Annotated in this window: 21 protein-coding genes and 1 tRNA gene; 13 read left to right on the forward strand and 9 right to left on the reverse strand. The window is 68.1% G+C overall.

All coding sequences use genetic code 11. The features are described from left to right. Positions 1 to 90 precede the first annotated feature (90 nt). The 4 genes from sigM to trxA all read left to right on the forward strand — a co-directional run bounded on the left by sigM (position 91) and on the right by trxA (position 3310). Entirely contained in the window at positions 91 to 816 is a 726-nt protein-coding gene (gene sigM / locus SRB17_RS19060; protein WP_323375911.1) for an RNA polymerase sigma factor SigM, read from the forward strand. Next, entirely contained in the window at positions 813 to 1742 is a 930-nt protein-coding gene (locus tag SRB17_RS19065) for a hypothetical protein (protein WP_323375912.1), read from the forward strand. The genes sigM and SRB17_RS19065 overlap by 4 nt, the downstream gene beginning before the upstream one ends. Before the next feature lie 216 nt (positions 1743 to 1958). Continuing rightward, the gene (trxB, locus tag SRB17_RS19070; protein WP_031164347.1) at positions 1959 to 2930 is read left to right on the forward strand and encodes a thioredoxin-disulfide reductase; all 972 of its coding nucleotides are present in this window, start codon (positions 1959 to 1961) and stop codon (positions 2928 to 2930) included. Between the two features lie 47 nt (positions 2931 to 2977). Continuing rightward, positions 2978 to 3310: a thioredoxin gene (gene trxA / locus SRB17_RS19075; protein ID WP_323375914.1), complete on the forward strand. Its 333-nt coding sequence runs from the start codon at positions 2978 to 2980 to the stop codon at positions 3308 to 3310. 128 nt (positions 3311 to 3438) lie between these two features. Here the strand turns inward: trxA and SRB17_RS19080 are convergent, their stop codons facing one another. The 9 genes from SRB17_RS19080 to rpmH form a co-directional block, all read right to left on the reverse strand. Beyond that, a complete protein-coding gene (locus SRB17_RS19080) occupies positions 3439 to 4056 on the reverse strand; it encodes a GNAT family N-acetyltransferase (RefSeq protein WP_153540281.1) in 618 nt (205 codons plus the stop codon). Positions 4057 to 4377: 321 nt separating this feature from the next. Further along, positions 4378 to 5475, reverse strand: a complete 1098-nt coding sequence (locus SRB17_RS19085; protein ID WP_323375915.1) for a ParB/RepB/Spo0J family partition protein — start codon at positions 5473 to 5475, stop codon at positions 4378 to 4380. Next, complete coding sequence (locus tag SRB17_RS19090) at positions 5472 to 6545, reverse strand: ParA family protein (protein WP_079071013.1); 1074 nt, start codon at positions 6543 to 6545, stop codon at positions 5472 to 5474. Before SRB17_RS19090 ends, SRB17_RS19085 begins: the two co-directional genes overlap by 4 nt. A gap of 356 nt (positions 6546 to 6901) precedes the next feature. Then, entirely contained in the window at positions 6902 to 7618 is a 717-nt protein-coding gene (rsmG, locus tag SRB17_RS19095) for a 16S rRNA (guanine(527)-N(7))-methyltransferase RsmG (protein ID WP_323375917.1), read from the reverse strand. Positions 7619 to 7734: 116 nt separating this feature from the next. Next, the gene (locus SRB17_RS19100) at positions 7735 to 8244 is read right to left on the reverse strand and encodes a protein jag (RefSeq protein ID WP_323375918.1); all 510 of its coding nucleotides are present in this window, start codon (positions 8242 to 8244) and stop codon (positions 7735 to 7737) included. 15 nt (positions 8245 to 8259) lie between these two features. Continuing rightward, positions 8260 to 9552 (reverse strand): membrane protein insertase YidC, encoded by a 1293-nt coding sequence (gene yidC / locus SRB17_RS19105; protein WP_323375919.1) that lies wholly within the window; start codon positions 9550 to 9552, stop codon positions 8260 to 8262. A 3-nt stretch (positions 9553 to 9555) separates the two neighbouring features. Then, on the reverse strand, positions 9556 to 9930 hold the full coding sequence (yidD, locus tag SRB17_RS19110) for a membrane protein insertion efficiency factor YidD (protein WP_153540285.1): 375 nt from the start codon (positions 9928 to 9930) through the stop codon (positions 9556 to 9558). Next, complete coding sequence (gene rnpA, locus SRB17_RS19115; protein ID WP_323375921.1) at positions 9927 to 10298, reverse strand: ribonuclease P protein component; 372 nt, start codon at positions 10296 to 10298, stop codon at positions 9927 to 9929. The genes yidD and rnpA overlap by 4 nt, the downstream gene beginning before the upstream one ends. Positions 10299 to 10319: 21 nt before the next feature. Continuing rightward, positions 10320 to 10457: a 50S ribosomal protein L34 gene (rpmH, locus tag SRB17_RS19120; protein ID WP_003956500.1), complete on the reverse strand. Its 138-nt coding sequence runs from the start codon at positions 10455 to 10457 to the stop codon at positions 10320 to 10322. Positions 10458 to 10853: 396 nt separating this feature from the next. Between rpmH and dnaA the strand changes: the two genes are divergently transcribed. The 9 genes from dnaA (at position 10854) to SRB17_RS19165 (ending at position 23913) form a co-directional block, all read left to right on the forward strand. Continuing rightward, positions 10854 to 12848 (forward strand): chromosomal replication initiator protein DnaA, encoded by a 1995-nt coding sequence (gene dnaA, locus SRB17_RS19125; RefSeq protein ID WP_323375923.1) that lies wholly within the window; start codon positions 10854 to 10856, stop codon positions 12846 to 12848. A 978-nt stretch (positions 12849 to 13826) separates the two neighbouring features. Then, the gene (gene dnaN / locus SRB17_RS19130) at positions 13827 to 14957 is read left to right on the forward strand and encodes a DNA polymerase III subunit beta (protein WP_323375925.1); all 1131 of its coding nucleotides are present in this window, start codon (positions 13827 to 13829) and stop codon (positions 14955 to 14957) included. A 221-nt stretch (positions 14958 to 15178) separates the two neighbouring features. Continuing rightward, positions 15179 to 16054 (forward strand): phosphogluconate dehydrogenase (NAD(+)-dependent, decarboxylating), encoded by an 876-nt coding sequence (gnd, locus tag SRB17_RS19135; RefSeq protein WP_153540287.1) that lies wholly within the window; start codon positions 15179 to 15181, stop codon positions 16052 to 16054. Between the two features lie 104 nt (positions 16055 to 16158). Beyond that, positions 16159 to 17280 carry a DNA replication/repair protein RecF gene (gene recF, locus SRB17_RS19140; protein ID WP_153540289.1) on the forward strand — a complete coding sequence of 374 codons (1122 nt, stop codon included), beginning with the start codon at positions 16159 to 16161 and terminating at the stop codon, positions 17278 to 17280. Next, positions 17277 to 17849: a DUF721 domain-containing protein gene (locus SRB17_RS19145; protein ID WP_153540291.1), complete on the forward strand. Its 573-nt coding sequence runs from the start codon at positions 17277 to 17279 to the stop codon at positions 17847 to 17849. The genes recF and SRB17_RS19145 overlap by 4 nt, the downstream gene beginning before the upstream one ends. Before the next feature lie 391 nt (positions 17850 to 18240). Next, positions 18241 to 20337 carry a DNA topoisomerase (ATP-hydrolyzing) subunit B gene (gene gyrB / locus SRB17_RS19150; RefSeq protein WP_323375926.1) on the forward strand — a complete coding sequence of 699 codons (2097 nt, stop codon included), beginning with the start codon at positions 18241 to 18243 and terminating at the stop codon, positions 20335 to 20337. Between the two features lie 42 nt (positions 20338 to 20379). Beyond that, the gene (gene gyrA / locus SRB17_RS19155; protein WP_153540293.1) at positions 20380 to 22971 is read left to right on the forward strand and encodes a DNA gyrase subunit A; all 2592 of its coding nucleotides are present in this window, start codon (positions 20380 to 20382) and stop codon (positions 22969 to 22971) included. A gap of 18 nt (positions 22972 to 22989) precedes the next feature. Next, positions 22990 to 23724 carry a DUF3566 domain-containing protein gene (locus tag SRB17_RS19160; protein WP_323375928.1) on the forward strand — a complete coding sequence of 245 codons (735 nt, stop codon included), beginning with the start codon at positions 22990 to 22992 and terminating at the stop codon, positions 23722 to 23724. 112 nt (positions 23725 to 23836) lie between these two features. Next, positions 23837 to 23913, forward strand: a tRNA-Ile gene (locus SRB17_RS19165). The last annotated feature ends 134 nt before the right edge of the window (positions 23914 to 24047 follow it).

Below are 24047 nucleotides of genomic sequence, written 5' to 3' on the forward strand. Positions count from 1 at the left end.
CATCAACTTCAATTGACGGGGCGTGAATCGGAGACCTTGACTCGCTCCCCGGCAGGACAAAAACTGTGTCCGTGACGGCACGGTCGCGGGGTGAGGGGTGATCACATCGACGCCGGGGTAACGGATGCGGACCTGCTCGCCCGCCATGTGGAAGGCGACCCCGACGCCTTCGGTGAGATCGTACGGCGGCACCGGGATCGGCTCTGGGCGGTTGCGCTGCGGACACTGGGGGACCGCGAGGAGGCCGCCGACGCGGTCCAGGACGCCCTGGTGTCGGCCTACCGGGCCGCCCATACCTTCCGGGGCCAGTCGGCCGTCACAACGTGGCTGCACCGCATCACGGTGAACGCCTGTCTGGACCGCGCCCGCAAGGCGGCATCGCGCAAGACCTCACCGGTCGATGACACCGAGCGGCTGGAACAGCTTCTGGAGCCGCACGAGTCGGCCTCGGCGCCGGCCGAGCGCAACGATGTGCACCGCCAGCTCCTGGAGGCTCTCGGCACCCTTCCGCGCGACCAGCGGGCCGCCCTGGTTCTGGTGGACATGCAGGGGTATCCCGTGGCCGAAGCGGCCCGGATCCTCGATGTGCCGACAGGCACGGTGAAGAGCCGATGTGCCCGAGGCAGAGCCCGGCTGCTGCCGCTCCTCACTCATCTACGGCCCGAAGGCTCCGGAAGCGGTAAAGAACCCGGCGCGGGACGGAACCGGGTGGAGGGGACATCCGTCCCACCGGCAACGGGGACTCCGAGCGAGAAACCCGAGGACACGGGACCGAGCGATTCAGCCGTAGTGAAGGGCGGAGGTGGGCGAGCGTGACTTCGACGACAGACACGGCCGGGCACCCGGACGTCGCGGAGATCTCCGACCTCACCGAAGGCCTTCTCCCACCGGACCGCAGCGCGGACGTGCGACACCATCTGGACACCTGTGAGCTGTGCGCGGATGTCCGTGCGTCGCTGGAGGAGATTCGGGGGCTGCTGGGGTCCGTATCGGGAGCGGAGCGCATGCCGGCCGACGTGGCCGAGCGCATTGATGCTGCGTTGGCCGCCGAGGCACTGCTCAGCTCCTCCGCAGCGGAACCGCTGAGCGTCCAGGTCTCTGCGGAGACCCAGCTGGGACACGGGGGCGGCCAGGGTCATGTTTCACGTGAAACATCGCTTCCCTCGGACCGGCCCGCAGGGCGCCCTCAGGCGGCGACCGGTCCGGGACGCAAGGGGCGCGAGCGAGGCCGGAGCCGGAGGAGTGTGGCCCTGGGCGCTGTCCTGACCGCAGCCTTCCTGGGGGTCGGGGCACTGGTGCTGCAGACGCTGGGCGATCACTCCTCCAACACCACCACCGCCCACGGAAAGCCGACGCCTTCCGTCGGGCCCTTCGCCGGTGCGAGTGTCCAGAGCCAGGTGAAGGATCTGCTCACCAATAAGAAGAACTCGCAGCAGGGCCAGCGGCCTCGGTCGGGCCTCGAGTCCGAGCAGAACACCCCCCGCTCGACCGAGAGCGCGAACACCCTGATCCAGACCAACATCGCCGTCCCCGACTGCGTCCGGGCGGCGCTCCACCGGGGCGACGATGTCCTGGGTGCCAAGACGGGGACGTACGCCGGGAAGTCCGCCTATCTGGTCGTGGTGCCCGATGCCGACGACAGCGCACGCGTCACGGTCTACATCGTCGACTCGGCCTGCATCCGGCAGCAGCCCGGCTCGGTCGGCACGGTTCTTCTGAAGCATTCCTTCGCACGTCCCTGAGCTGCTCTCCCCTGAGCCTGGTCCGTCTCTGAGTCCGCCAGTCTCTGAATCCGCCCACCGGTGCGTCTGCCGGGCCGCTCCCGCTGTCACCCGACGCATGCGTGTGCCCCGGCACACCGGGAATGCGCGCCCCGTAGGATCCGTTGGGTGGGGTGAGAGTCCTGAAAGGGTCTCCCACCGGTCGACTGACGCAGACCAGAGACGAGGAATCAACCCGTGAGCGACGTCCGTAACGTGATCATCATCGGCTCCGGGCCCGCAGGCTACACGGCGGCGCTCTACACCGCGCGCGCGTCGCTGAAGCCCCTGGTGTTCGAGGGTGCCGTCACCGCCGGTGGCGCGCTCATGAACACCACCGAGGTGGAGAACTTCCCGGGCTTCCGCGACGGCATCATGGGCCCCGACCTCATGGACAACATGCGGGCGCAGGCCGAGCGCTTCGGCGCCGAGCTCGTTCCGGACGACATCGTCTCCGTCGACCTCAGCGGTGAGATCAAGACCGTGACCGACACCGCAGGCACGGTCCACCAGGCGAAGGCCGTCATCGTCACCACTGGTTCCCAGCACCGCAAGCTGGGCCTGCCGAACGAGGACGCCCTGTCCGGTCGCGGTGTCTCCTGGTGCGCCACCTGCGACGGCTTCTTCTTCAAGGACCAGGACATCGCTGTGATCGGCGGCGGTGACACCGCCATGGAGGAGGCCACCTTCCTCTCGCGGTTCGCCAAGTCCGTGACGATCGTCCACCGCCGGGACACGCTGCGCGCCTCGAAGGCGATGCAGGAGCGCGCCTTCGGCGACCCGAAGATCAAGTTCGTCTGGGACAGCGAGGTCGCGGAGATCCAGGGCGAGCAGAAGCTCTCCGGTCTCAAGCTGCGCAACGTCAAGACCGGCGAACTGTCCGAGCTGCCCGTGACCGGTCTGTTCATCGCGATCGGCCACGACCCGCGCACCGAGCTGTTCAAGGGTCAGCTGGACCTGGACGAGGAGGGCTACCTGAAGGTCGCCTCCCCGTCCACCCGCACCAATGTGACCGGTGTCTTCGCCGCCGGTGACGTGGTCGATCACACCTACCGCCAGGCGATCACCGCGGCCGGCACCGGCTGCTCCGCCGCTCTGGACGCCGAGCGCTTCCTCTCCGCCCTCGCGGACGAGGACAAGGCGGAGCCCGAGAAGTCCGCCGCCGTCTGACCTACCCCTTCCCCCGCCCCACCGCACGATCGACTAAGGAGCCCGCCGTGGCCGGCAGCCTGAAGAATGTGACCGACGATTCCTTCGAGCAGGACGTCCTCAAGAGCGACAAGCCCGTCCTGGTGGACTTCTGGGCCGCCTGGTGCGGGCCGTGCCGCCAGATCGCTCCGTCTCTGGAGGCGATCGCTGCCGAATACGGCGACAAGATCGAGGTCGTCAAGCTGAACATCGACGAGAACCCGGGTACGGCCGCCAAGTACGGCGTCATGTCCATCCCCACCCTGAACGTCTACCAGGGTGGCGAGGTCGCCAAGACCATCGTCGGCGCCAAGCCGAAGGCCGCGATCGTTCGCGACCTCGACGAGTTCATCGCCGAGTAAGGCGAGAACCGAGCGGTGCCGTCCGGGCGACGGTGCATGTTTCACGTGAAACACGAATGGGTCAGCCCCCGCGGGCTGGCCCATTCGCGTGCAGCCCCCAGCCGATGTCAGCTCCTGCGACGGTGCTGCTACAGCGGCCTCAGGGCCGGTTCCTTCTGGACCGCTCCGAGAAGCCGGTCGAGCGCCATCTCCACGTCTTCCTTCCAGGAGAGCGTAGACCGCAACTCCAGCCGCAGTCGGGGATGCGTGGGATGCTGCCGGACCGTCTTGAAGCCGACGGCCAGGAGATGATCCGCCGGAAGCAGGCAGGCGGGCTCCTTCCAGCGAGCGTCACCGAAGACCTCGATCGCTTTGAAGCCTCGGCGCAGTAGATCCTTGGCGACCGTCTGCACAAGCACCCGGCCCAGCCCCTGCCCCTGATAGCCGGGCATGACGAACGCCGTCATCAGCTGCACGGCGTCCGGCGAGACGGGACTCGTGGGGAAGGCCGTCGAGCGCGGGACATAGGCCGGAGGGGCGTAGAGAACGAAACCCACCGGTACGTCGTCGACGTACACCACCCGGCCGCACGAACCCCAGTCCAGCAGGACGGCGGAGATCCAGGCTTCCTTCTCCAGTGCCGAGGTCCCTGCCCTTACCGCCGCTTCACCGCTGACGGGGTCCAGCTCCCAGAAGACACACGACCGACACCGTGGGGGGAGGTCCTGAAGGTTGTCCAGCGTGAGCGGCACCAGCCGACGCCCCATGAAGGCTGTTCCTCGCTTCCTTCGCCCGCCGCATCACGCGCGGCTGTCAGAGCGCTCCGTTCCCTGAGCAGGCTGCCGACGAATCCGCCGACCGCTCCAAGGCTCAGGCCCGCGCTCACCAGTCCGCTGCGGCTCATCGATCGCATGGCCCCCGTCTCCCCACTCAGAGATGCAGATGCTGTCCGGTGGATGCGCCATACCCGTTCGCATCGTATCCACGATGTGATTCGCTCGATACCGACCCAAAGCAAAGAGCGGGCCGTGTTCCGGTACACACCGGACACGGCCCGCTTTGTAGACGGCCCAGTGGGCGGACCGCGATCAGTCGTCTTCGTCCTGCGCCTCGTTCTGCAGCTCCTGGTGCAGCACTGGACCTTCGCCCGGAGCGAGCGAGCTCAGGATCCGCTGAAGATCGTCCACCGAGGCGAACTCGACGGTGATCTTGCCCTTCTTCTGGCCGAGGTCGACCTTCACCCGTGTCTCGAAGCGGTCCGACAGACGGGTCGCCAGCTCGTTCAGGGCCGGGGAGAGCCGGGAGCCGGCGCGCGGCCCCTTAGGACGCTGAGGCTTCTGGGGTCGCGAGCCCATGAGGGTCACGATCTCCTCGACGGCTCGTACCGACAGCCCCTCGGCCACGATGCGGTGAGCCAGCCGGTCCTGTTCCTCCGAGTCCTCGATGGACAACAGTGCCCGAGCATGCCCTGCGGAGAGGACACCGGCAGCCACCCGCTTCTGGACGGCCGGGGACAGCTTCAGCAGACGCAGCGTGTTGGAGACCTGAGGCCGGGAGCGCCCGATCCGGTCGGCCAGCTGGTCGTGCGTGCAGTTGAAGTCCTTCAGCAGCTGGTCGTAGGCGGCCGCCTCTTCCAGCGGGTTCAGCTGCGCGCGGTGCAGGTTCTCCAGCAGCGCGTCCAGGAGGAGCTTCTCGTCCTCCGTGGCCCGAACGATCGCCGGGATGGCCTCCAGACCGGCCTCGCGGCAGGCCCGCCAGCGGCGCTCGCCCATAATGAGCTCATAGCGGGCAGGCCCCAGCTGCCGTACGACGACCGGCTGGAGGAGACCGACCTCCTTGATGGAGGTGACCAGCTCGTGCAGCGCATCCTCGTCGAAGACATCACGCGGCTGGCGCGGGTTGGGCGAGATGGCGTCGAGAGGGATCTCCGCGAAATGCGCGCCCATCGGGGGAGCCGGCGTCTCCATACCGGAGCCTGCAGGGGCCTCCTCGGTTTCATGTGAAACAGGCGGCAGCGTGGCCACCTTCGCCGCGGCCACCCCGCGGTCTGTCGTCAGCACCGGGACGGCTGCAGGGGAGGCGGAGGCGCCTCCCCCCAGCGCGGCCGGGGCCGGGTTCTTCTCCGTCGGGGCAGCGGGGATCAGTGCGCCAAGACCACGGCCCAACCCCCTCCGTCGCTCGCTCACTGGATCCCCTCCACCATGCTCGGGTCGTTCTGGGCGCCGATGTGGGCCTGGCTCGCGTCATAGCTGATGCCGATGCCCTTCAGCGCGATTTCTCGGGCCGCCTCAAGATACGAGAGGGCACCGCTCGATCCAGGATCGTAAGTCAATACCGTCTGCCCGTAACTCGGCGCCTCGGAGATACGGACCGAGCGGGGAATGCTCGTTCGCAGCACCTCGTCGCCGAAGTGGGTGCGCACCTCTTCCGCGACCTGGGAGGCGAGACGCGTCCGGCCGTCGTACATGGTGAGCAGGATGGTCGACACATGCAGCGTGGGGTTGAGGTGCCCCCGCACCAGGTCGACGTTGCGCAGCAGCTGTCCCAGGCCCTCGAGTGCGTAGTACTCGCACTGGATCGGGATCAGGACCTCCTGGCCCGCCACCAGCGCGTTGACCGTCAACAGGCCAAGCGAGGGCGGGCAGTCGATGAGGATGTAGTCCAGCGGCTGCTCATAGGCCTGGATCGCCCGCTGCAGACGGCTCTCACGGGCCACCAGGGACACCAACTCGATCTCCGCACCGGCGAGATCGATAGTGGCGGGGGCACAGAAGAGACCCTCTACGTCGGGGACCGGCTGGACGACCTCGGCGAGAGGCTTGCTCTCCACCAACACGTCATAGATGGAAGGGACTTCGGCGTGGTGGTCGATCCCGAGGGCGGTGGACGCGTTGCCCTGCGGGTCGAGGTCGATCACCAGGACCCGGCCACCATGCAGTGCGAGCGAAGCAGCAAGGTTGACGGTGGTCGTCGTCTTGCCCACGCCGCCCTTCTGATTGGCGACCACGATGACTCTGGTCTGCTCCGGCCGTGGCAGGCCTTCGCCGGCGCGGCCCAAAGCCTCTACCGCCAGTTGGGCCGCACGACCGATCGGAGTGTCGTCCATCGGAGGCGGTGTTTCACGTGAAACATCCGCCCCCATCGACTCGGTACGGGGACCGGGGACCGGATCGGTCATCGGTCCCGCGATGTTGGCGTCGGACCGCAAGGATTCACTCTCCTCGACTTCAGGCTCGCAATGAACAGAGCCTCCCATGTCTTCGGGGTCGTGAACCAGTGAGGCCTGGTGTTCTGTGGAGAAATCCACCTCTGTGGACAACTCCGTGACCCTGGAGAGGGACGGAATGCCCTGTGGCAGGGATGGAGTGCTCTGGGAGACGGGATCCTCTCCCAGGGATCCGAGGGGCTTGCGGTCACGAGGTTCGGCCGCAGCCCGGCCTCGACTGATGATGCCGTGGAGCAGTGAGCGACGTTTCACGTGAAACACGATGCACAGCGGCGGCTGCCGAACCTTTGCGACACTCCGGCCTGCGTAGGTTTGGCAGCTTGTGTGGAGTACGTCTCGTCGTCAGGACGGATCAGGGACGCCCCTGCTCCCACCCCTGCCCGTACTCAACGGCGACGGCGGACACGGCCCGTCCGGGCCGCCTTGGCACGTTTGGCCGCGAATCGCACACCGCCCGGGCTCTCCCCGACCTCGACCCGCACCACGGTGGACATCGGGTCCACGATGCCCTCACCCACATGCAGGATCGACGTCTCCACCGCGCCGAGCTTGCTGAGTGCCGTGGCCGCGGCCTTCAGCTCCTCCTCGGCGGTGTCACCCTTCAGGGCGAGCATCTCGCCGTAGGGACGCAGCAGCGGGATGCCCCAGGCGGCCAGTCGGTCCAGCGGGGCCACGGCCCGTGCGGTCACCACATGGACCGGCGGCAGCTTCCCCAGAACCTCCTCGGCACGGCCCCGCACCACCGTGACGTGATGCAGACCGAGCAGCTCGACGACCTCGGTGAGGAAGTTGGTGCGCCGCAGCAACGGCTCCAGCAGGGTGATGTTCAGGTCATCCCGGACCAGGGCCAGCGGGATGCCGGGCAGCCCGGCACCGGAGCCGACATCGCAGACCGTCACTCCCTCGGGGACGGCCTCGGAGAGCACCGCGCAGTTGAGCAGGTGCCGCTCCCACAGGCGGGGCACCTCCCGCGGGCCGATCAGGCCACGCTGCACGCCCGCCTCGGCGAGCAGCTCCGCGTAGCGGACCGCATCGGCGAAGCGATCACCAAACACTTCCCGCGCCTGCTCGGGCGCGGGGGGAAGCTCCGCTGCCTCCGTCACGGGGACCGTCCTTCCGTACAGCGCCGGCGCTTCGCGCACCGGCCACCAGAACTACCAGGCTGACAAAGTTCGGCCCCGTCTGCTCAACAGACGGGGCCGGTGAAACGTGGGGCCGATCAGGCGGGCAGCACGACGACGAAGCGCTGCGGCTCCTCGCCCTCGGACTCGCTGCGCAGCCCCGCGGCCTTGACCGCATCGTGCACGACCTTGCGCTCGAACGGGGTCATCGGCTTGAGCCTGACGGGCTCACCGGTGTTCTTCGCCTCGGTGGCGGCCTTGGCGCCGATCTCGGACAGCTCGGCCCGCTTCTTCGCCCGGTAACCCGCGACGTCCAGCATCAGCCGGCTGCGGTCACCGGTCTCCCGGTGCACGGCCAGGCGCGTCAGCTCCTGCAGTGCCTCCAGCACCTCGCCGTCCCGGCCGACCAGCTTCTGCAGATCGCGGCCGCCGGTGTCGCTGATGATCGACACGGAGGCGCGGTCGGCCTCGACGTCCATGTCGATGTCGCCGTCGAGGTCGGCGATGTCCAGCAGACCCTCCAGGTAGTCCGCCGCGATCTCACCCTCCTGCTCCAGGCGGGTCAGGGCGTCTGCACCCTCGGCAGCGGAGGTGGTGCCTTCCGTCACGGGATGGGCTCCTTCTTACTTCTTGGACGGGGACTTGGGCCGCTGCGGGCCACCCTTGCGCTGGCCGGACTGGGCCTTGCTACGGGTGCCGGAGCCGGGCTTCGAGGCCTGCTGGGCAGCGGCGGGCTTGGCGTCCTGCGGCTCGTCGGACTTCTCCAGCGAGGTCGACCCACCCGCCGGCTTGGCCCCGCCGGACTGACGCTGGGCCTTGGACTGGCGCTTGGGCTGCTGGCGCCGGGCCGCTGTACCGGCACCGGCATCGGTACCGGCCGCCGTGGTGGTCTCCGCACCGTTCGCGGTCTGCGCCGCGGCCTGGGCCGTGCTCTGCACCACGGTGCCGTCGGCCTGGGCGGCGAGACCGGCCTTGTTCAGCGCGTTGACGAACTTGCGCTCGAACTCGTTACGGTCACGGCCCTTGGCGACGATCGCCTTGACGATGGTCTTCTCGCTGCGACGGCTGACCTTGCCGGCGTGCGTGACGTGCTTGGTCAGGCGCTCCAGGTAGGCGGCCTGGGCCTTGGAACCCGGGGTCGGGTTGTTGCGGATGACGTACATCTGCTGACCCATGGTCCACACGTTGGTGGTCAGCCAGTAGACGAGGACACCGACCGGGAAGTTGATGCCGAAGACGGCGAACATCAGCGGGAAGACGTACATCAGCATCTTCTGCTGCTGCATGAACGGCGTCTTCACCGTGGTGTCGACGTTCTTCGTCATCAGCTGGCGCTGCGTGTAGAACTGCGACGCCGACATCAGGACGATCATGAGCGCGGTGACGACCCGCACATCGGTGACCGTGGCACCCAGGGCGTGGACTGTGGCGGAGCCGTCCTTGAACTTCGCCGCGAGCGGGGCCCCGAAGATGTGCGCCTTACGCGCGCTGGCCAGCAGCGAGTCGTTGATGACGCCGATGGTCTTGCCCGACGCGATGCCGTTGAGCACGTGGTACAGAGCGAAGAAGAACGGGGACTGCGCCAGGATGGGAAGGCACGAGGAGAGCGGGTTGGTGCCCGTCTCCTTGTACAGCTTCATCATCTCTTCGGACTGACGCTGCTTGTCGTTCTTGTAGCGCTCCTGGATCTTCTTCATCTCCGGCTGGAGCGTCTGCATCGCGCGCGTCGACTTGATCTGCTTCACGAAGAGCGGGATCAGGCAGATGCGGATCAGGATCACCAGGGACACGATGGACAGGCCCCAGGCCCACCCGGTGTCGGCGCCGAAGAGCGCGCCGTACATCTTGTGGAACTGGACGATGACCCATGAAACGGGTGTCGTGATGAAGCTGAAAAGGCTGGCAATCGTGTCCACTAATCATGCTCCTTGGGCATGGGACGAGGTCTCTGCGGCCGGGCTCGGAGGAAGCTCGGAAGAAGGACTCTCAGGCTTCGCTTCGGTGGCCGGTTCGGCGGCGGAGGGCCCCGCCTTGCGTGCGCGCCAGGCGTCGCGCAGCATTTCGTGCCACCGCGGGCGCTTGCGCGGCGGAACGTGGTCCACACCACCCAGCGACCACGGATTGCACCGGAGGATGCGCCAGGCGGTGAGCGCCGTTCCCTTGATCGCACCGTGCCGGTCGATGGCCGTGTAGCCGTAGTGGGAGCACGACGGGTAGTACTTGCACACCGGCCCCAGCAGTGGACTGATCGTCCACTGGTACAGCTTGATCAGAGCCAGCAGCGGGTACTTCATCGCGCGCCCCCTCCCAGCAGCCGCTGAACGGCGGCATCCAGGTCTCGGGCCAGCTGTGCGTGGTCTGCGTCGCCCGCTCCGGGCAGCGCTCGTACGACTACCAGGCTACCGGGGGGAAACAGGTCGACTCGGTCACGCATCAGATGACGCAGTCTGCGCTTCACTTTGTTGCGCACGACCGCACCACCCACGGCCTTGCTCACGACGAAACCCGCACGCGTCGGGGGAGCGCTCTCCCCAGGCGCGTGCGGGTCCGTGGCACCGCTACGAAGGTGGACGACGAGGCTCGGGCGTCCTGCCCGGCGACCTCGTCGGACCGCGGTCGCGAAGTCCTCGCGCCGCCTCAGCCGGTTCTCGGTGGGCAGCACGACGTCATGACCTGATCGGAATCAGGCGGACAGGCGGGCGCGACCCTTGCTACGGCGGGACGCGAGAATCGCGCGGCCGGCACGGGTGCGCATACGCAGCCGGAAGCCGTGGGTCTTCGCGCGACGACGGTTGTTCGGCTGGAAGGTGCGCTTGCTCACTCGGGGGCTCCAGAAAGATATCGGTAGTGGCGGGGTGCCGTCTTGGCTGTCACCGTGCGCCCACGAGTAGCTCGCGTCACGCCCGAGTGCACCGCTTCCCGATCACCTGACGTGATCTGTGCCCATCGGAGGCAGGCGGCAGCAGCCATCGACAACTCGACCTGGTTACGGTACGCGGGGCGGCGCCATCCGGTCAAACCGGGGGTCACAGAGAGACACTATCCACAGGCTGGGGACAACAACTTGAACCGCACCCGCCGCGCTGACTACCGTGGCTGAACTCCGATTCGTTCTTTTGTCCCCCGCCCCGGCGGGTTTGACCCACCGAACACCCGAAGTACCCCCCGACCCGTTCCGCGATCACACGTTCGTGGGACCTGTGAGAGAGCGTGCCCTGTGGCTGACGTACCCGCCGATCTTGCCGCAGTGTGGCCGCGAGTACTGGAGCAGCTCCTCGGAGAGGGCCGCGGACAGGGTGTCGAGGCGAAGGACGAACACTGGATCCGGCGCTGCCAGCCGCTCGCGCTGGTCGCGGACACCGCCCTGCTCGCCGTACCGAACGAATTCGCGAAGGGCGTACTGGAGGGCCGTCTCGCACCGGTCGTCAGCGAGACGCTGAGCCGAGAGTGCGGCCGCCCCATCCGTATCGCGATCACCGTGGACGACTCCGCGGGCGAGCCGCCGGCCCCCGCGGCGCCGGTGCAGCAGCCGCCCAAGCCGCGCTACGAGGAGCCGGAACTGCCGTCCGGCCCGTCGTACGAGGAGCGGCCGTACGAGGAGCGGCCGTACGAAGAGCGGTCGTATGAGGGCTACGGTCGTCACCGCGCCGCCGACCAGCCGCCGACCGAGCCGCAGCCCCGCCCCGACCAGCCGCCCACCAGCCGCGCGGACCAACTCCCCGTCGTACGCCCCGCGTATCCCTCCGAGTACCAGCGCCGCGAGCCCGGCACCTGGCCGCGGCCCACGCAGGACGAGTACGGCTGGCAGCAGCCGCGGCTCGGCTTCCCCGAGCGCGACCCCTACGCGTCGCCGTCGTCCCAGGACGCCTACGGCTCGCCGTCCTCGGACTACCGCTCGCAAGGTAGGGACCGGCCGTCGTACGACCAGCGCGGCAACTACGACAAACCGCGCGCCGACTACGACTCGGGGCGCCCGGACTACGACTCCGCACGCCCCGAGTACGACCCGTCCCGCACCGAATACGACCAGCGCGACCCCGTCCGCCGTGAGCTGCCCGAGCAGCCGACGGGCGGCGGCCCCGCGCACCGCGGCGGGCACGGCCGACCGGACCTGCCCACGACCGGCGCCCCCGGACCGCTGGCCGCGCAGCCCGCGCCGGCGAGCGGTCCCGGCGAGCCGACGGCACGGCTGAACCCGAAGTACCTCTTCGACACGTTCGTCATCGGCGCCTCCAACCGGTTCGCGCACGCGGCTGCGGTCGCCGTCGCCGAAGCACCGGCGAAGGCGTACAACCCCCTGTTCATCTATGGAGAGTCGGGGCTCGGCAAGACGCATCTGCTGCACGCCATCGGGCACTACGCGCGCAGCCTGTACCCGGGCACGCGCGTGCGCTACGTGAGCTCGGAGGAGTTCACCAACGAGTTCATCAACTCCATCCGCGACGGCAAGGGCGACAGCTTCCGCAAGCGCTACCGCGAGATGGACATCCTGCTCGTCGACGACATCCAGTTCCTCGCGGACAAGGAGTCGACGCAGGAGGAGTTCTTCCACACCTTCAACACGCTCCACAACGCGAACAAGCAGATCGTGCTGTCCTCCGACCGGCCGCCGAAGCAGCTGGTCACGCTCGAGGACCGGCTGCGGAACCGTTTCGAGTGGGGGCTGATCACCGACGTCCAGCCGCCCGAGCTGGAGACGCGTATCGCGATCCTGCGCAAGAAGGCGGTGCAGGAGCAGCTCAACGCGCCGCCGGAGGTGCTGGAGTTCATCGCCTCCCGGATCTCGCGGAACATCCGTGAGCTGGAGGGTGCGCTGATCCGGGTGACGGCGTTCGCCTCGCTCAACCGGCAGCCGGTGGACCTCGGCCTGACCGAGATCGTGCTGAAGGACCTGATCCCGGGTGGGGAGGACTCCGCGCCCGAGATCACGGCGACCGCCATCATGGCGGCCACCGCGGACTACTTCGGGCTGACGGTGGAGGACCTGTGCGGCACGTCGCGCGGCCGCGCGCTGGTCACCGCGCGGCAGATCGCCATGTATCTGTGCCGGGAGCTGACCGATCTGTCGCTGCCGAAGATCGGGGCGCAGTTCGGTGGGCGTGACCATACGACCGTGATGCATGCCGATCGCAAGATCCGCGCCTTGATGGCCGAGCGGCGGTCGATCTACAACCAGGTGACCGAGCTGACGAACCGGATCAAGAACGGCTGACGGCAGCTGCGCCTGGCCTGCGCCGACGTCGAGGGCGTCTTCGGGATACCACTCCTGGGGGCGCCCTTCGGCATGGTCGCTGCCCGCGGCGGCGGGTGCCGGGGCCGGGCGACCGGTGCTGGTGGCTGCGCGGAGGTCAGGTCACTCACTGACGCCGGCGAGATGCCGCCACGCCCGCCTGTGCGCCGGCGGTGGAGCTTCCCCGCTCGCCATCGGGTGTTCGATTTCCTGCCTGGTTACGGCCATCCTCCACAGATTCGCCGACTTTCTTCCGTCCACATCCTGGGGACTGTGAAGTTGTCCCGAACGGCGTCCACAGGGAGCCTGCCCATAGGGCGTTCGCCCAGCTCAGCTGGCTGTGGAATCGTGGACGAACGATCTCCACAGGCTGTGGAGAAGGAAAAGATCCACAGGCTGTGCACGGAGTTGTCCACTGACCACCCACAGACTGGAGCCGGTTGTCCCCAGTGATCTCCAGCTTCTCCACATGGCTGTCCACTGTTCGGCAACGCGACGCACCCGCTCACCGCGTCGAGTGAAAGGCGTCACACGAAGGTGCCGGATTGGGGTGTGGGAAACGTGGGTAAACCTGGGGACGCAGCTGGGGAGAACTGCCCTCGGGCTGTGGGCGGCGTGTGCAGAACTTTCCGTTCTCCACAGATGACCCCGGTTGTCCACCGCCGCCACCCACAGGGCCAGTGGACAAAATCTTGGCTCTGAGCTGGGCAAACGAGGTTATCCACGGTATCCACAGGCCCTACTACTACTCCCGACTAGAGAGAGTTCGGGAATAGCTTTGAAGCGGGGCCTGTGCACAACTCGCTCTCTCGTGCCCGGCTGCCTCCCGGAGCGACTTGACCCCGACGGGCACCTACTGTCAGTGCGGTGCGTCAGACTGGTCCCCGGTGTCCTTCCCTTCGCAGTGGGCGGTGACACCGAGTCGGAGGACTCAGTAGCAACAGCAGGAGGCGGCTTACGGTGAAGATCCGGGTGGAACGCGACGTACTCGCGGAGGCAGTGGCGTGGGCGGCACGCAGCCTCCCGGCCCGTCCGCCGGCGCCTGTCCTCGCCGGCCTTCTGCTCAAGGCCGAGGACGGCCAGCTGAGCCTGTCGAGCTTCGATTACGAGGTCTCCGCGCGCGTGTCGGTGGAAGCCGAGGTCGAGGAGGAGGGCACCGTCCTCGTCTCCGGCCGGCTGCTCGCCGACATCTCGCGCGCTCTCCCCAACCGGCCGGTGGAGATTTCCACAGACGGTGTACGGGCGACCGTGGTCTGTGGATCCTCCCGGTTCACCCTGCACACCCTGCCGGTGGAGGAGTACCCGGCGCTGCCGCAGATGCCGAACGCCACCGGCACCGTCCCCGGCGAGGTCTTCGCGGCCGCCGCGTCCCAGGTGGCCATCGCCGCCGGCCGGGACGACACGCTGCCCGTGCTCACCGGTGTGCGCATCGAGATCGAGGGCGACACGGTCACCCTGGCGTCCACCGACCGCTACCGCTTCGCCGTCCGCGAGTTCCTGTGGAAGCCGGAGAACCCGGACGCCTCCGCGGTCGCCCTGGTGCCTGCCAAGACGCTCCTGGACACCGCCAAGTCGCTCGGTGCCGGTGACAGCGTGACGCTGGCGCTGTCCGGGTCGGGCGCGGGCGAGGGCCTGATCGGTTTCGAGGGCGCGGGGCGTCGTACGACCACGCGGCTGCTCGAGGGTGACCTGCCGAAGTACCGCACGCTGTTCCCGACCGAGTTCAACTCCGTCGCCGTGATCGAGACCGCGCCCTTCGTGGAGGCCGTCAAGCGTGTGGCGCTGGTGGCCGAGCGGAACACTCCGGTGCGGCTGAGCTTCGAGCAGGGCGTGCTGATCCTGGAGGCCGGGTCCAGCGACGACGCACAGGCTGTGGAAAGGGTCGACGCCCAGCTGGACGGCGACGACATCTCCATCGCCTTCAACCCGACGTTCCTGCTGGACGGTCTGAGCGCGATCGATTCCCCGGTGGCTCAGCTGTCGTTCACGACGTCCACGAAGCCGGCGCTGCTCAGCGGGAAGCCGGCGGTGGATGCCGAGGCCGACGACGCGTACAAGTACCTGATCATGCCGGTGCGGCTCAGCGGCTGACCGGTTGTCCACAGCTGTTGACAGTGCCGGGTATCTGTTGTGGGTGCCCGGTGCTGTTGCAGGGCGGCGGTCCGCGAGACTGTCCACAGCTGCGAAATCCGCAGGTCAGGGGCCCAACGCATGAGCGCGTATGCCCACAACTGTGCGTGACGGGGCGGGTTTAGGCTCGCCTTCGGCACCTCGTGCCTCTCACGCCACAGCGACCTTAAGGAACACAACTGATGGAGCTCGGTCTCGTCGGCCTCGGCAAGATGGGCGGCAACATGCGCGAGCGGATCCGCCGCGCGGGCCACACCGTCATCGGATACGACCGCAACGCGGACCTCGCGGATGTCCACAGCCTGGAAGAGCTGGTGGGCAAGCTCAGCGGTCCGCGCGTGGTCTGGGTGATGGTCCCGGCCGGCGAGCCCACCCAGACGACCATCGACCAGCTGGCGGAGCTGCTGGAGGCCGGTGACGTGGTCGTGGACGGCGGCAACTCCCGCTGGACGGACGACGAGAAGCACGCCGCGGAGCTGGCTGCCAAGGGCATAGGCTTCGTCGACTGCGGCGTCTCCGGCGGCGTCTGGGGCCTGGAGAACGGGTACGCGCTGATGTACGGCGGCGACGTCGAGAACGTCGCCAAGGTGCAGCCGATCTTCGACGCGCTGAAGCCGGAGGGCGACTTCGGTTCGGTGCACGCGGGCAAGGTCGGTGCGGGCCACTTCGCGAAGATGGTCCACAACGGCATCGAGTACGCGATGATGCAGGCCTACGCCGAGGGCTGGGAGCTGCTGGAGAAGGTCGACTCCGTGGAGAACGTCCGCGAGGTCTTCCGCTCCTGGCAGGAGGGCACCGTCATCCGCTCCTGGCTGCTCGACCTCGCGGTCAACGCGCTGGACGACGACGAGCACCTGGAGGGCCTGCGCGGTCATGCACAGGACTCCGGTGAGGGACGCTGGACTGTGGAGGCCGCGATCGACAACGCGGTGCCGCTGCCGGCGATCACCGCGTCGCTGTTCGCGCGGTTCTCCTCGCGCCAGGAGGACTCGCCGCAGATGAAGATGATCGCCGCGCTGCGGAACCAGTTCGGCGGGCACGCCGTAGAGAAGAAGTAATCCACAGGGATCCGCGGGGATCCACAGGGATCCGCAGGGCTCGCCCCCGCGAGCCTCCCGATCCACAGTCCATCAGCACTCTGGGGAAGGCCGGCGAAACGACCATGCACGTCACGCATCTTTCGCTGGCCGACTTCCGCTCGTACGCCCGGGCCGAGGTTCCGCTCGACCCGGGCGTCACCGCCTTCGTCGGCCCCAACGGGCAGGGCAAGACCAACCTGGTGGAAGCGGTCGGATACCTTGCCACGCTAGGCAGCCACCGGGTCGCCTCCGACGCCCCCCTCGTGCGCATGGGCGCCGAGCGGGCCGTCATCCGGGCGCAGGTCCGGCAGGGTGAGCGGCAGCAGCTGGTCGAGCTGGAGCTGAACCCCGGCAAGGCCAATCGCGCCCGCATCAACCGGTCCTCGCAGGTCAGACCGAGGGACGTGCTGGGGATCGTACGGACTGTGCTGTTCGCGCCCGAGGATCTCGCCCTCGTCAAGGGCGACCCGGGCGAACGGCGACGGTTCCTCGACGAGCTGATCACGGCCCGGTCGCCGCGCATGGCCGGGGTGCGTTCCGACTACGAGCGGGTTCTCAAGCAGCGCAACACGCTTCTCAAGACGGCGGCTCTCGCGCGCCGGCACGGCGGGCGGTCCATGGATCTGTCCACGCTCGACGTCTGGGACCAGCATCTCGCGCGCGCGGGCGCCGAGTTGCTCGCCCAGCGGCTGGACCTGATCGCCGCGCTGCAGCCACTGGCCGACAAGGCGTACGAGCAGCTGGCCCCCGGCGGCGGGCCGCTGGCGCTGGAGTACAAGCCGTCCGCGCCCGGCGAGGCCCACGCGCGCGAGGATCTCTGCGCCCAGATGATGGCGGCGCTGGCGGAGGCGCGTAAGCAGGAGATCGAGCGCGGTGTCACCCTCGTAGGTCCCCATCGGGACGATTTGGTTCTCAAACTCGGTCAGCTGCCCGCCAAGGGCTACGCCTCCCACGGCGAGTCCTGGTCCTATGCCCTTGCCCTGCGCCTGGCCTCCTACGACCTGCTGCGGGCCGAGGGCAACGAGCCGGTGCTGGTCCTGGACGACGTCTTCGCCGAGCTGGACACGCGCCGGCGGGAGCGGCTGGCCGAGTTGGTCGCGCCCGGCGAGCAGGTGCTGGTCACCGCCGCCGTGGACGACGACGTACCGGATGTACTTGCGGGGGCGCGGTACGCCGTGTCCGGCGGGACGGTGGAACGCGTATGAGCACCGTCGAGCCCACCCCGCAGAACCCGAAGAAGCAGAACCCGCAGAACTCGCAGAAGACCGGCGACGAACCCTCCGGTGTCGACCTCGCGCGCGTGGCGTTGCGTGCGGCGAAGGAACAGGCACGCGCGCGTGGTGACGCGGCGCGGCAGAAGAAGCAGGCCCGGCGCGGGGGCGGACTGCGCTCCGGCGCGCGCGCCGACGGCCGCGACCCGATGGCGCTGGGCGCCGCGATCAACCGGCTGCTGACCGAGCGCGGCTGGGAGACCCCTGCGGCGGTGGGTGGGGTGATGGGCCGCTGGCCGCAGATCGTCGGTGAGGACCTGGCCAAACACTGCGTGCCGCAGCGGTACGACGAGGACGAGCGCGTGCTGGTCGTGAGCTGCGACTCGACGGCCTGGGCGACCCAGCTGCGCCACCTCGCGCCCGCGCTGGTCGCCCGCCTCAACGAGGACCTGGGGCACGGCACCGTACGGTTGATCAAGGTGCTCAATCCGGGCGGTCCGGCCCGGCGCTACGGCCCGCTGCGGGCTCCGGGGAGCTCCGGGCCCGGCGATACGTACGGGTGACGTACATCACGTCGAAGGGTGGGGCCGCGCCGTCGGCGGGGCGCCGTATCACGGGTGCGGAGGGCCGCCGCGGCACCGGCGGAGCGTCATCTGACCCCCCAGTAGCCAAGGGTTGACGGCTCGAAGCGCTGAGTGCCGCTGTGAGCCCCTCGGAGCCCCCATCCATATATCGGGACCCGGTAGAGGCTGGTTCAGGGCGGCACATGAGGACTCAGGTACCGGCAAACCCCCATCGATGTCAGACCTACCGGTAGACTGGAAGTCAATCCCGCCCCACTGTGGGGACCGCCCGGGAAAAGCTGAGCAACGCTGATCAAGGCTTACCACCGCAACATGCCGCAGCCGCTCCGGCAACCCTCCTTCAGAGGGGGTAACCCCAGGAGCCCGGCTCGTGCTGTGCCAGAAAGGGCGCTTCGTGGCCGATTCCGGCAACCCCAACGAGAACATCCCGTCCACCGACGCCGGCGTGAACGGCGAGCCCGCCGAGGCCCCCGTGAACAGCGAGGCCGCAGCTTCTGCCTCCTACGACGCCAGCGCCATCACCGTGCTCGAAGGGCTGGACGCGGTCCGCAAGCGGCCCGGCATGTACATCGGTTCCACGGGCGAGCGCGGTCTGCACCACCTGGTGTACGAGGTCGTCGACAACTCGGTCGACGAGGCGCTGGCCGGGTACGCGGACACGATCGACGTCACGATCCTCGCCGACGGCGGCGTCCGGGTCGTCGACAACGGCCGTGGCATCCCGGTGGGCATCGTGCCCTCCGAGGGCAAGCCGGCGCTCGAGGTCGTGCTGACCGTGCTGCACGCGGGCGGCAAGTTCGGCGGCGGCGGTTACGCCGTCTCCGGCGGTCTGCACGGTGTGGGCGTGTCCGTCGTGAACGCGCTGTCCACGAAGGTCTCCGTCGAGGTCAGGACCGACGGCCACCGGTGGACGCAGGACTACAAGATGGGCGTCCCGACCGCCCCGCTCGTCCAGCACGAGGCGACCGAGGAGACGGGTACGTCGGTCACCTTCTGGGCCGACCCGGAGATCTTCGAGACCACCGAGTACTCCTTCGAGACGCTGTCGCGGCGTTTCCAGGAGATGGCGTTCCTCAACAAGGGCCTGACGATCAAGCTCACCGACGAGCGTGAGTCGGCGAAGGCCACCAGCGGTGCGGACGAGGCGGGTGCGGACGAGAAGGCCGAGGTCAAGACCGTCACGTACTACTACGAGGGCGGCATCGTCGACTTCGTGAAGTACCTCAACTCCCGCAAGGGAGATGTGGTCCACCCCACCGTCATCGACCTGGAGGCGGAGGACAAGGACAAGAGTCTGTCCCTCGAGGTCGCGATGCAGTGGAACAGCGGCTACAGCGAGGGCGTGTACTCCTTCGCCAACATCATCCACACCCACGAGGGCGGTACGCACGAAGAGGGCTTCCGGGCCGCGCTGACGTCGCTGATCAACAAGTACGCGCGCGACAAGAAGCTGCTCCGGGAGAAGGACGACAACCTCACCGGTGACGACATCCGCGAGGGTCTGACCGCGATCATCTCGGTCAAGCTGAGCGAGCCGCAGTTCGAGGGCCAGACCAAGACCAAGCTGGGCAACACGGAGGCCAAGACCTTCGTGCAGAAGGCGGTCTACGAACACCTCAACGACTGGCTGGACCGCAACCCGGTCGAGGCGGCCGACATCATCCGCAAGGGCATCCAGGCGGCCACCGCGCGCGTGGCGGCCCGCAAGGCCCGCGACCTGACCCGCCGCAAGGGCCTGCTGGAGTCGGCGTCCCTGCCGGGCAAGCTCTCCGACTGCCAGTCGAACGACCCCACCAAGTGCGAGATCTTCATCGTCGAGGGTGACTCCGCCGGCGGCTCGGCCAAGTCCGGCCGGAACCCGCAGTACCAGGCGATCCTCCCGATCCGCGGCAAGATCCTCAACGTGGAGAAGGCCAGGATCGACAAGATCCTGCAGAACCAGGAGATCCAGGCGCTGATCTCGGCCTTCGGCACGGGTGTGCACGAGGACTTCGACATCGAGAAGCTCCGCTATCACAAGATCATCCTGATGGCGGACGCCGACGTCGACGGTCAGCACATCAGCACCCTGCTGCTGACCTTCCTGTTCCGTTTCATGCGGCCGCTGGTCGAGGCCGGGCACGTGTACCTGTCCCGTCCTCCGCTGTACAAGATCAAGTGGGGCCGGGACGACGTGGAGTACGCCTACTCCGACCGCGAGCGCGACGCCCTGATCGAGTTGGGCCGCCAGCGCGGCAAGCGCGTACGCGAGGACTCGATCCAGCGCTTCAAGGGCCTCGGCGAGATGAACGCCGAGGAGCTGCGCGTGACCACGATGGACCAGGAGCACCGGGTCCTCGGCCAGGTCACCCTGGACGACGCCGCCCAGGCCGACGACCTGTTCTCGGTCCTGATGGGCGAGGACGTCGAGGCGCGTCGCCAGTTCATCCAGCGCAACGCCAAGGACGTCCGCTTCCTCGACATCTGAGTCGGTCTCGGCTGACCGCACCAGGAAGGATCTTCACCAGCAATGGCCGACGAGAACACTCCTCAGACTCCTGAGACCGAGGGCGGCGAGCTCGCGATGCGCGTCGAGCCCGTCGGGCTCGAGACGGAGATGCAGCGTTCGTACCTGGACTACGCGATGTCCGTCATCGTGTCCCGTGCGCTGCCCGACGTCCGGGACGGCCTCAAGCCCGTCCACCGGCGCGTGCTGTACGCGATGTACGACGGCGGTTACCGCCCCGACCGCGGCTTCTACAAGTGCGCCCGTGTCGTCGGTGACGTCATGGGCAACTACCACCCGCACGGCGACAGTTCGATCTACGACGCCCTGGTGCGCCTCGCGCAGCCGTGGTCGATGCGGATGCCGCTGGTGGACTCCAACGGCAACTTCGGCTCGCCCGGCAACGACCCGGCGGCCGCCATGCGGTACACCGAGTGCAAGATGGCGCCGCTGTCGATGGAGATGGTCCGCGACATCGACGAGGAGACCGTCGACTTCACGGGCAACTACGACGGCCGGTCCCAGGAGCCGACCGTCCTGCCGGCCCGCTTCCCGAACCTGCTGATCAACGGTTCGGCCGGTATCGCGGTCGGCATGGCGACCAACATCCCGCCGCACAACCTGCGCGAGGTCGCGGCCGGTGCCCAGTGGTACCTGGAGAACCCGGACGTCTCGCACGAGGAGCTGCTGGACGCGCTCATGGAGCGCATCAAGGGCCCGGACTTCCCGACCGGCGCCCTGGTGGTGGGCCGCAAGGGCATCGAGGAGGCGTACCGCACCGGGCGCGGCTCCATCACGATGCGCGCGGTGGTCGAGGTCGAGGAGATCCAGGGCCGGCAGTGCCTGGTGGTGACCGAGCTGCCGTACCAGGTCAATCCGGACAACCTGGCACAGAAGATCGCCGACCTGGTGAAGGACGGCAAGATCGGCGGCATCGCGGACGTCCGGGACGAGACCAGCTCCCGTACCGGCCAGCGCCTCGTCATCGTCCTGAAGCGGGACGCGGTCGCCAAGGTCGTGCTGAACAACCTGTACAAGCACACCGACCTGCAGACGAACTTCGGCGCCAACATGCTGGCGCTGGTCGACGGTGTGCCGCGCACGCTGTCGCTGGACGCGTTCATCCGTCACTGGGTGACGCACCAGATCGAGGTCATCGTCCGCCGTACGCGCTTCCGGCTGCGCAAGGCCGAGGAGCGGGCGCACATCCTGCGCGGTCTGCTGAAGGCCCTGGACGCGATCGACGAGGTCATCGCGCTGATCCGGCGCAGCGAGACCGTCGATGTCGCGCGCACGGGCCTGATGGGCCTGCTGGAGATCGACGAGATCCAGGCCAACGCGATCCTCGAGATGCAGCTGCGGCGCCTGGCGGCCCTGGAGCGGCAGAAGATCGTCCAGGAGCACGACGAACTCCAGGCGAAGATCAGCGAGTACAACGAGATCCTCGCCTCCCCGGTCCGTCAGCGCGGGATCGTCAGCGAGGAGCTGACCGCGATCGTCGAGAAGTACGGCGACGACCGCCAGACCAAGCTGATCCCGTACGAGGGCGACATGTCCATCGAGGACCTGATCGCCGAGGAGGACATCGTCGTCACGGTCACGCGCGGCGGCTACGTCAAGCGGACCAAGACGGACGACTACCGGGCGCAGAAGCGCGGCGGCAAGGGCGTGCGCGGCACGAAGCTGAAGGAAGACGACATCGTCGACCACTTCTTCGTCTCCACCACCCACCACTGGCTGCTGTTCTTCACCAACAAGGGCCGGGTGTACCGGGCGAAGGCGTACGAGCTGCCCGAGGCCGGCCGGGACGCGCGCGGCCAGCATGTGGCGAACCTGCTGGCCTTCCAGCCGGACGAGGCGATCGCCGAGATCCTGGCCATCCGTGACTACGAGGCGGCGCCGTACCTGGTGCTGGCCACCAAGTCCGGTCTGGTCAAGAAGACGCCTCTGAAGGATTACGATTCGCCCCGCTCCGGCGGCGTGATCGCGATCAACCTGCGCGAACGCGAGGACGGCAGCGACGACGAGCTGATCGGTGCCGAGCTGGTCTCGGCCGACGACGATCTGCTTCTGATCAGCAGGAAGGCACAGTCGATCCGGTTCACCGCCTTCGACGAGACCCTGCGCCCGATGGGCCGCGCCACCTCCGGCGTGAAGGGCATGAGTTTCCGTGAAGGCGATGAACTTCTGTCGATGAATGTTGTTCGACCCGGTACGTTCGTGTTCACTGCCACCGATGGCGGGTACGCGAAGCGGACCGCTGTCGACGAGTACCGCGTCCAGGGCCGCGGTGGCCTCGGTATCAAGGCCGCCAAGATCGTGGAGGACCGTGGTTCGCTCGTCGGGGCGCTGGTCGTCGAGGAGACTGACGAGATCCTTGCGATCACCCTCTCTGGCGGTGTGATTCGTACGCGAGTCAACGAAGTCAGGGAGACGGGCCGTGACACCATGGGCGTCCAACTGATCAACCTGGGCAAGCGCGATGCCGTGGTCGGTATCGCCCGTAACGCCGAGGCGGGGCGCGAGGCGGAGGAGGTCGACGGCGAGGCCGTGGACACCGCCGAGGGTGCTCAGGCCGCCGGCACGGACGAGGGTGAGGCGCCCTCGGCCGAGTAGCACGAGGAGAGAGTCATCGTGAGCGGAGCCACGGGCGCCGGATCGGCCGGTACCCCCACGGGTACGGACACGGACGGCGGCGGCCGTGGCTCCGCCGCGCACGGGGCGGGTGCGGGTGGCGCGACCGACCCGCACACGACCAACCTGCAGCCGGTGAAGGTGTCCTCGAAGGACTCCGCCGGCACGTCTGGATCCCAGGGGGGAACTGTGACGGACACCCGAGGCCCGGCCGCGGCCGGCGAGGCGCAGTCGTCGTCTCCGCTCCCCGGTGAGCGGCACCCGGAGCAGCCCTCCGGGCCGTACCACCCGCCGCAGGCCTATCCCGCGCAGCCGCCCGCCGGAGCCGTACGACGGCCCCGTACCGGTGCGCGTACGGCTCCGCGCACCCGTAAGGCGCGGCTGCGGGTGGCCAAGGCCGACCCGTGGTCGGTGATGAAGGTCAGCTTCCTGCTCTCCATCGCGCTCGGCATCTGCACGATCGTCGCCTCGGCGGTGCTGTGGATGGTCATGGACGCGATGGGCGTGTTCTCGACGGTGGGCGGCACGATCTCGGAGGCGACCGGCTCGAACGAGGGGAACGGCTTCGACCTCCAGGCCTTCCTTTCGCTCCCCCACGTCCTGACGTTCACGACGATCATCGCGGTCATCGACGTGGTCCTGGCCACCGCGCTCGCGACGCTCGGCGCGTTCATCTACAACCTCTCCGCGGGCTTCGTGGGCGGCATCGAACTGACCCTGGCCGAGGACGAGTGACCCGTCCACCGGCACGCTTGTGATGGTCCCCCGACAACCGATTTTGGGACTGCCGTGGTCGTGCGCTAATCTTCAGGAGTCAGCGCGCGGGACACACACCGCACAGCGCGGCGGGGCTATAGCTCAGTTGGTTAGAGCGCATCCCTGATAAGGATGAGGCCACAGGTTCAAATCCTGTTAGCCCCACCAGCACGAAGACCCCCGGTCCGGATGGATCGGGGGTCTTCGGCGTATACGGCGGAAGAACGCCGTATGAGAAAAGGCCCGACCGCTGGCGACGGGGGATGCACCAGCGATCGGGCTGTGGCCAAGGGTAACAAGCC

It is taken from the genome of Streptomyces sp. RB17 (assembly GCF_009604455.1).
GTDB lineage: Bacteria > Actinomycetota > Actinomycetes > Streptomycetales > Streptomycetaceae > Streptomyces.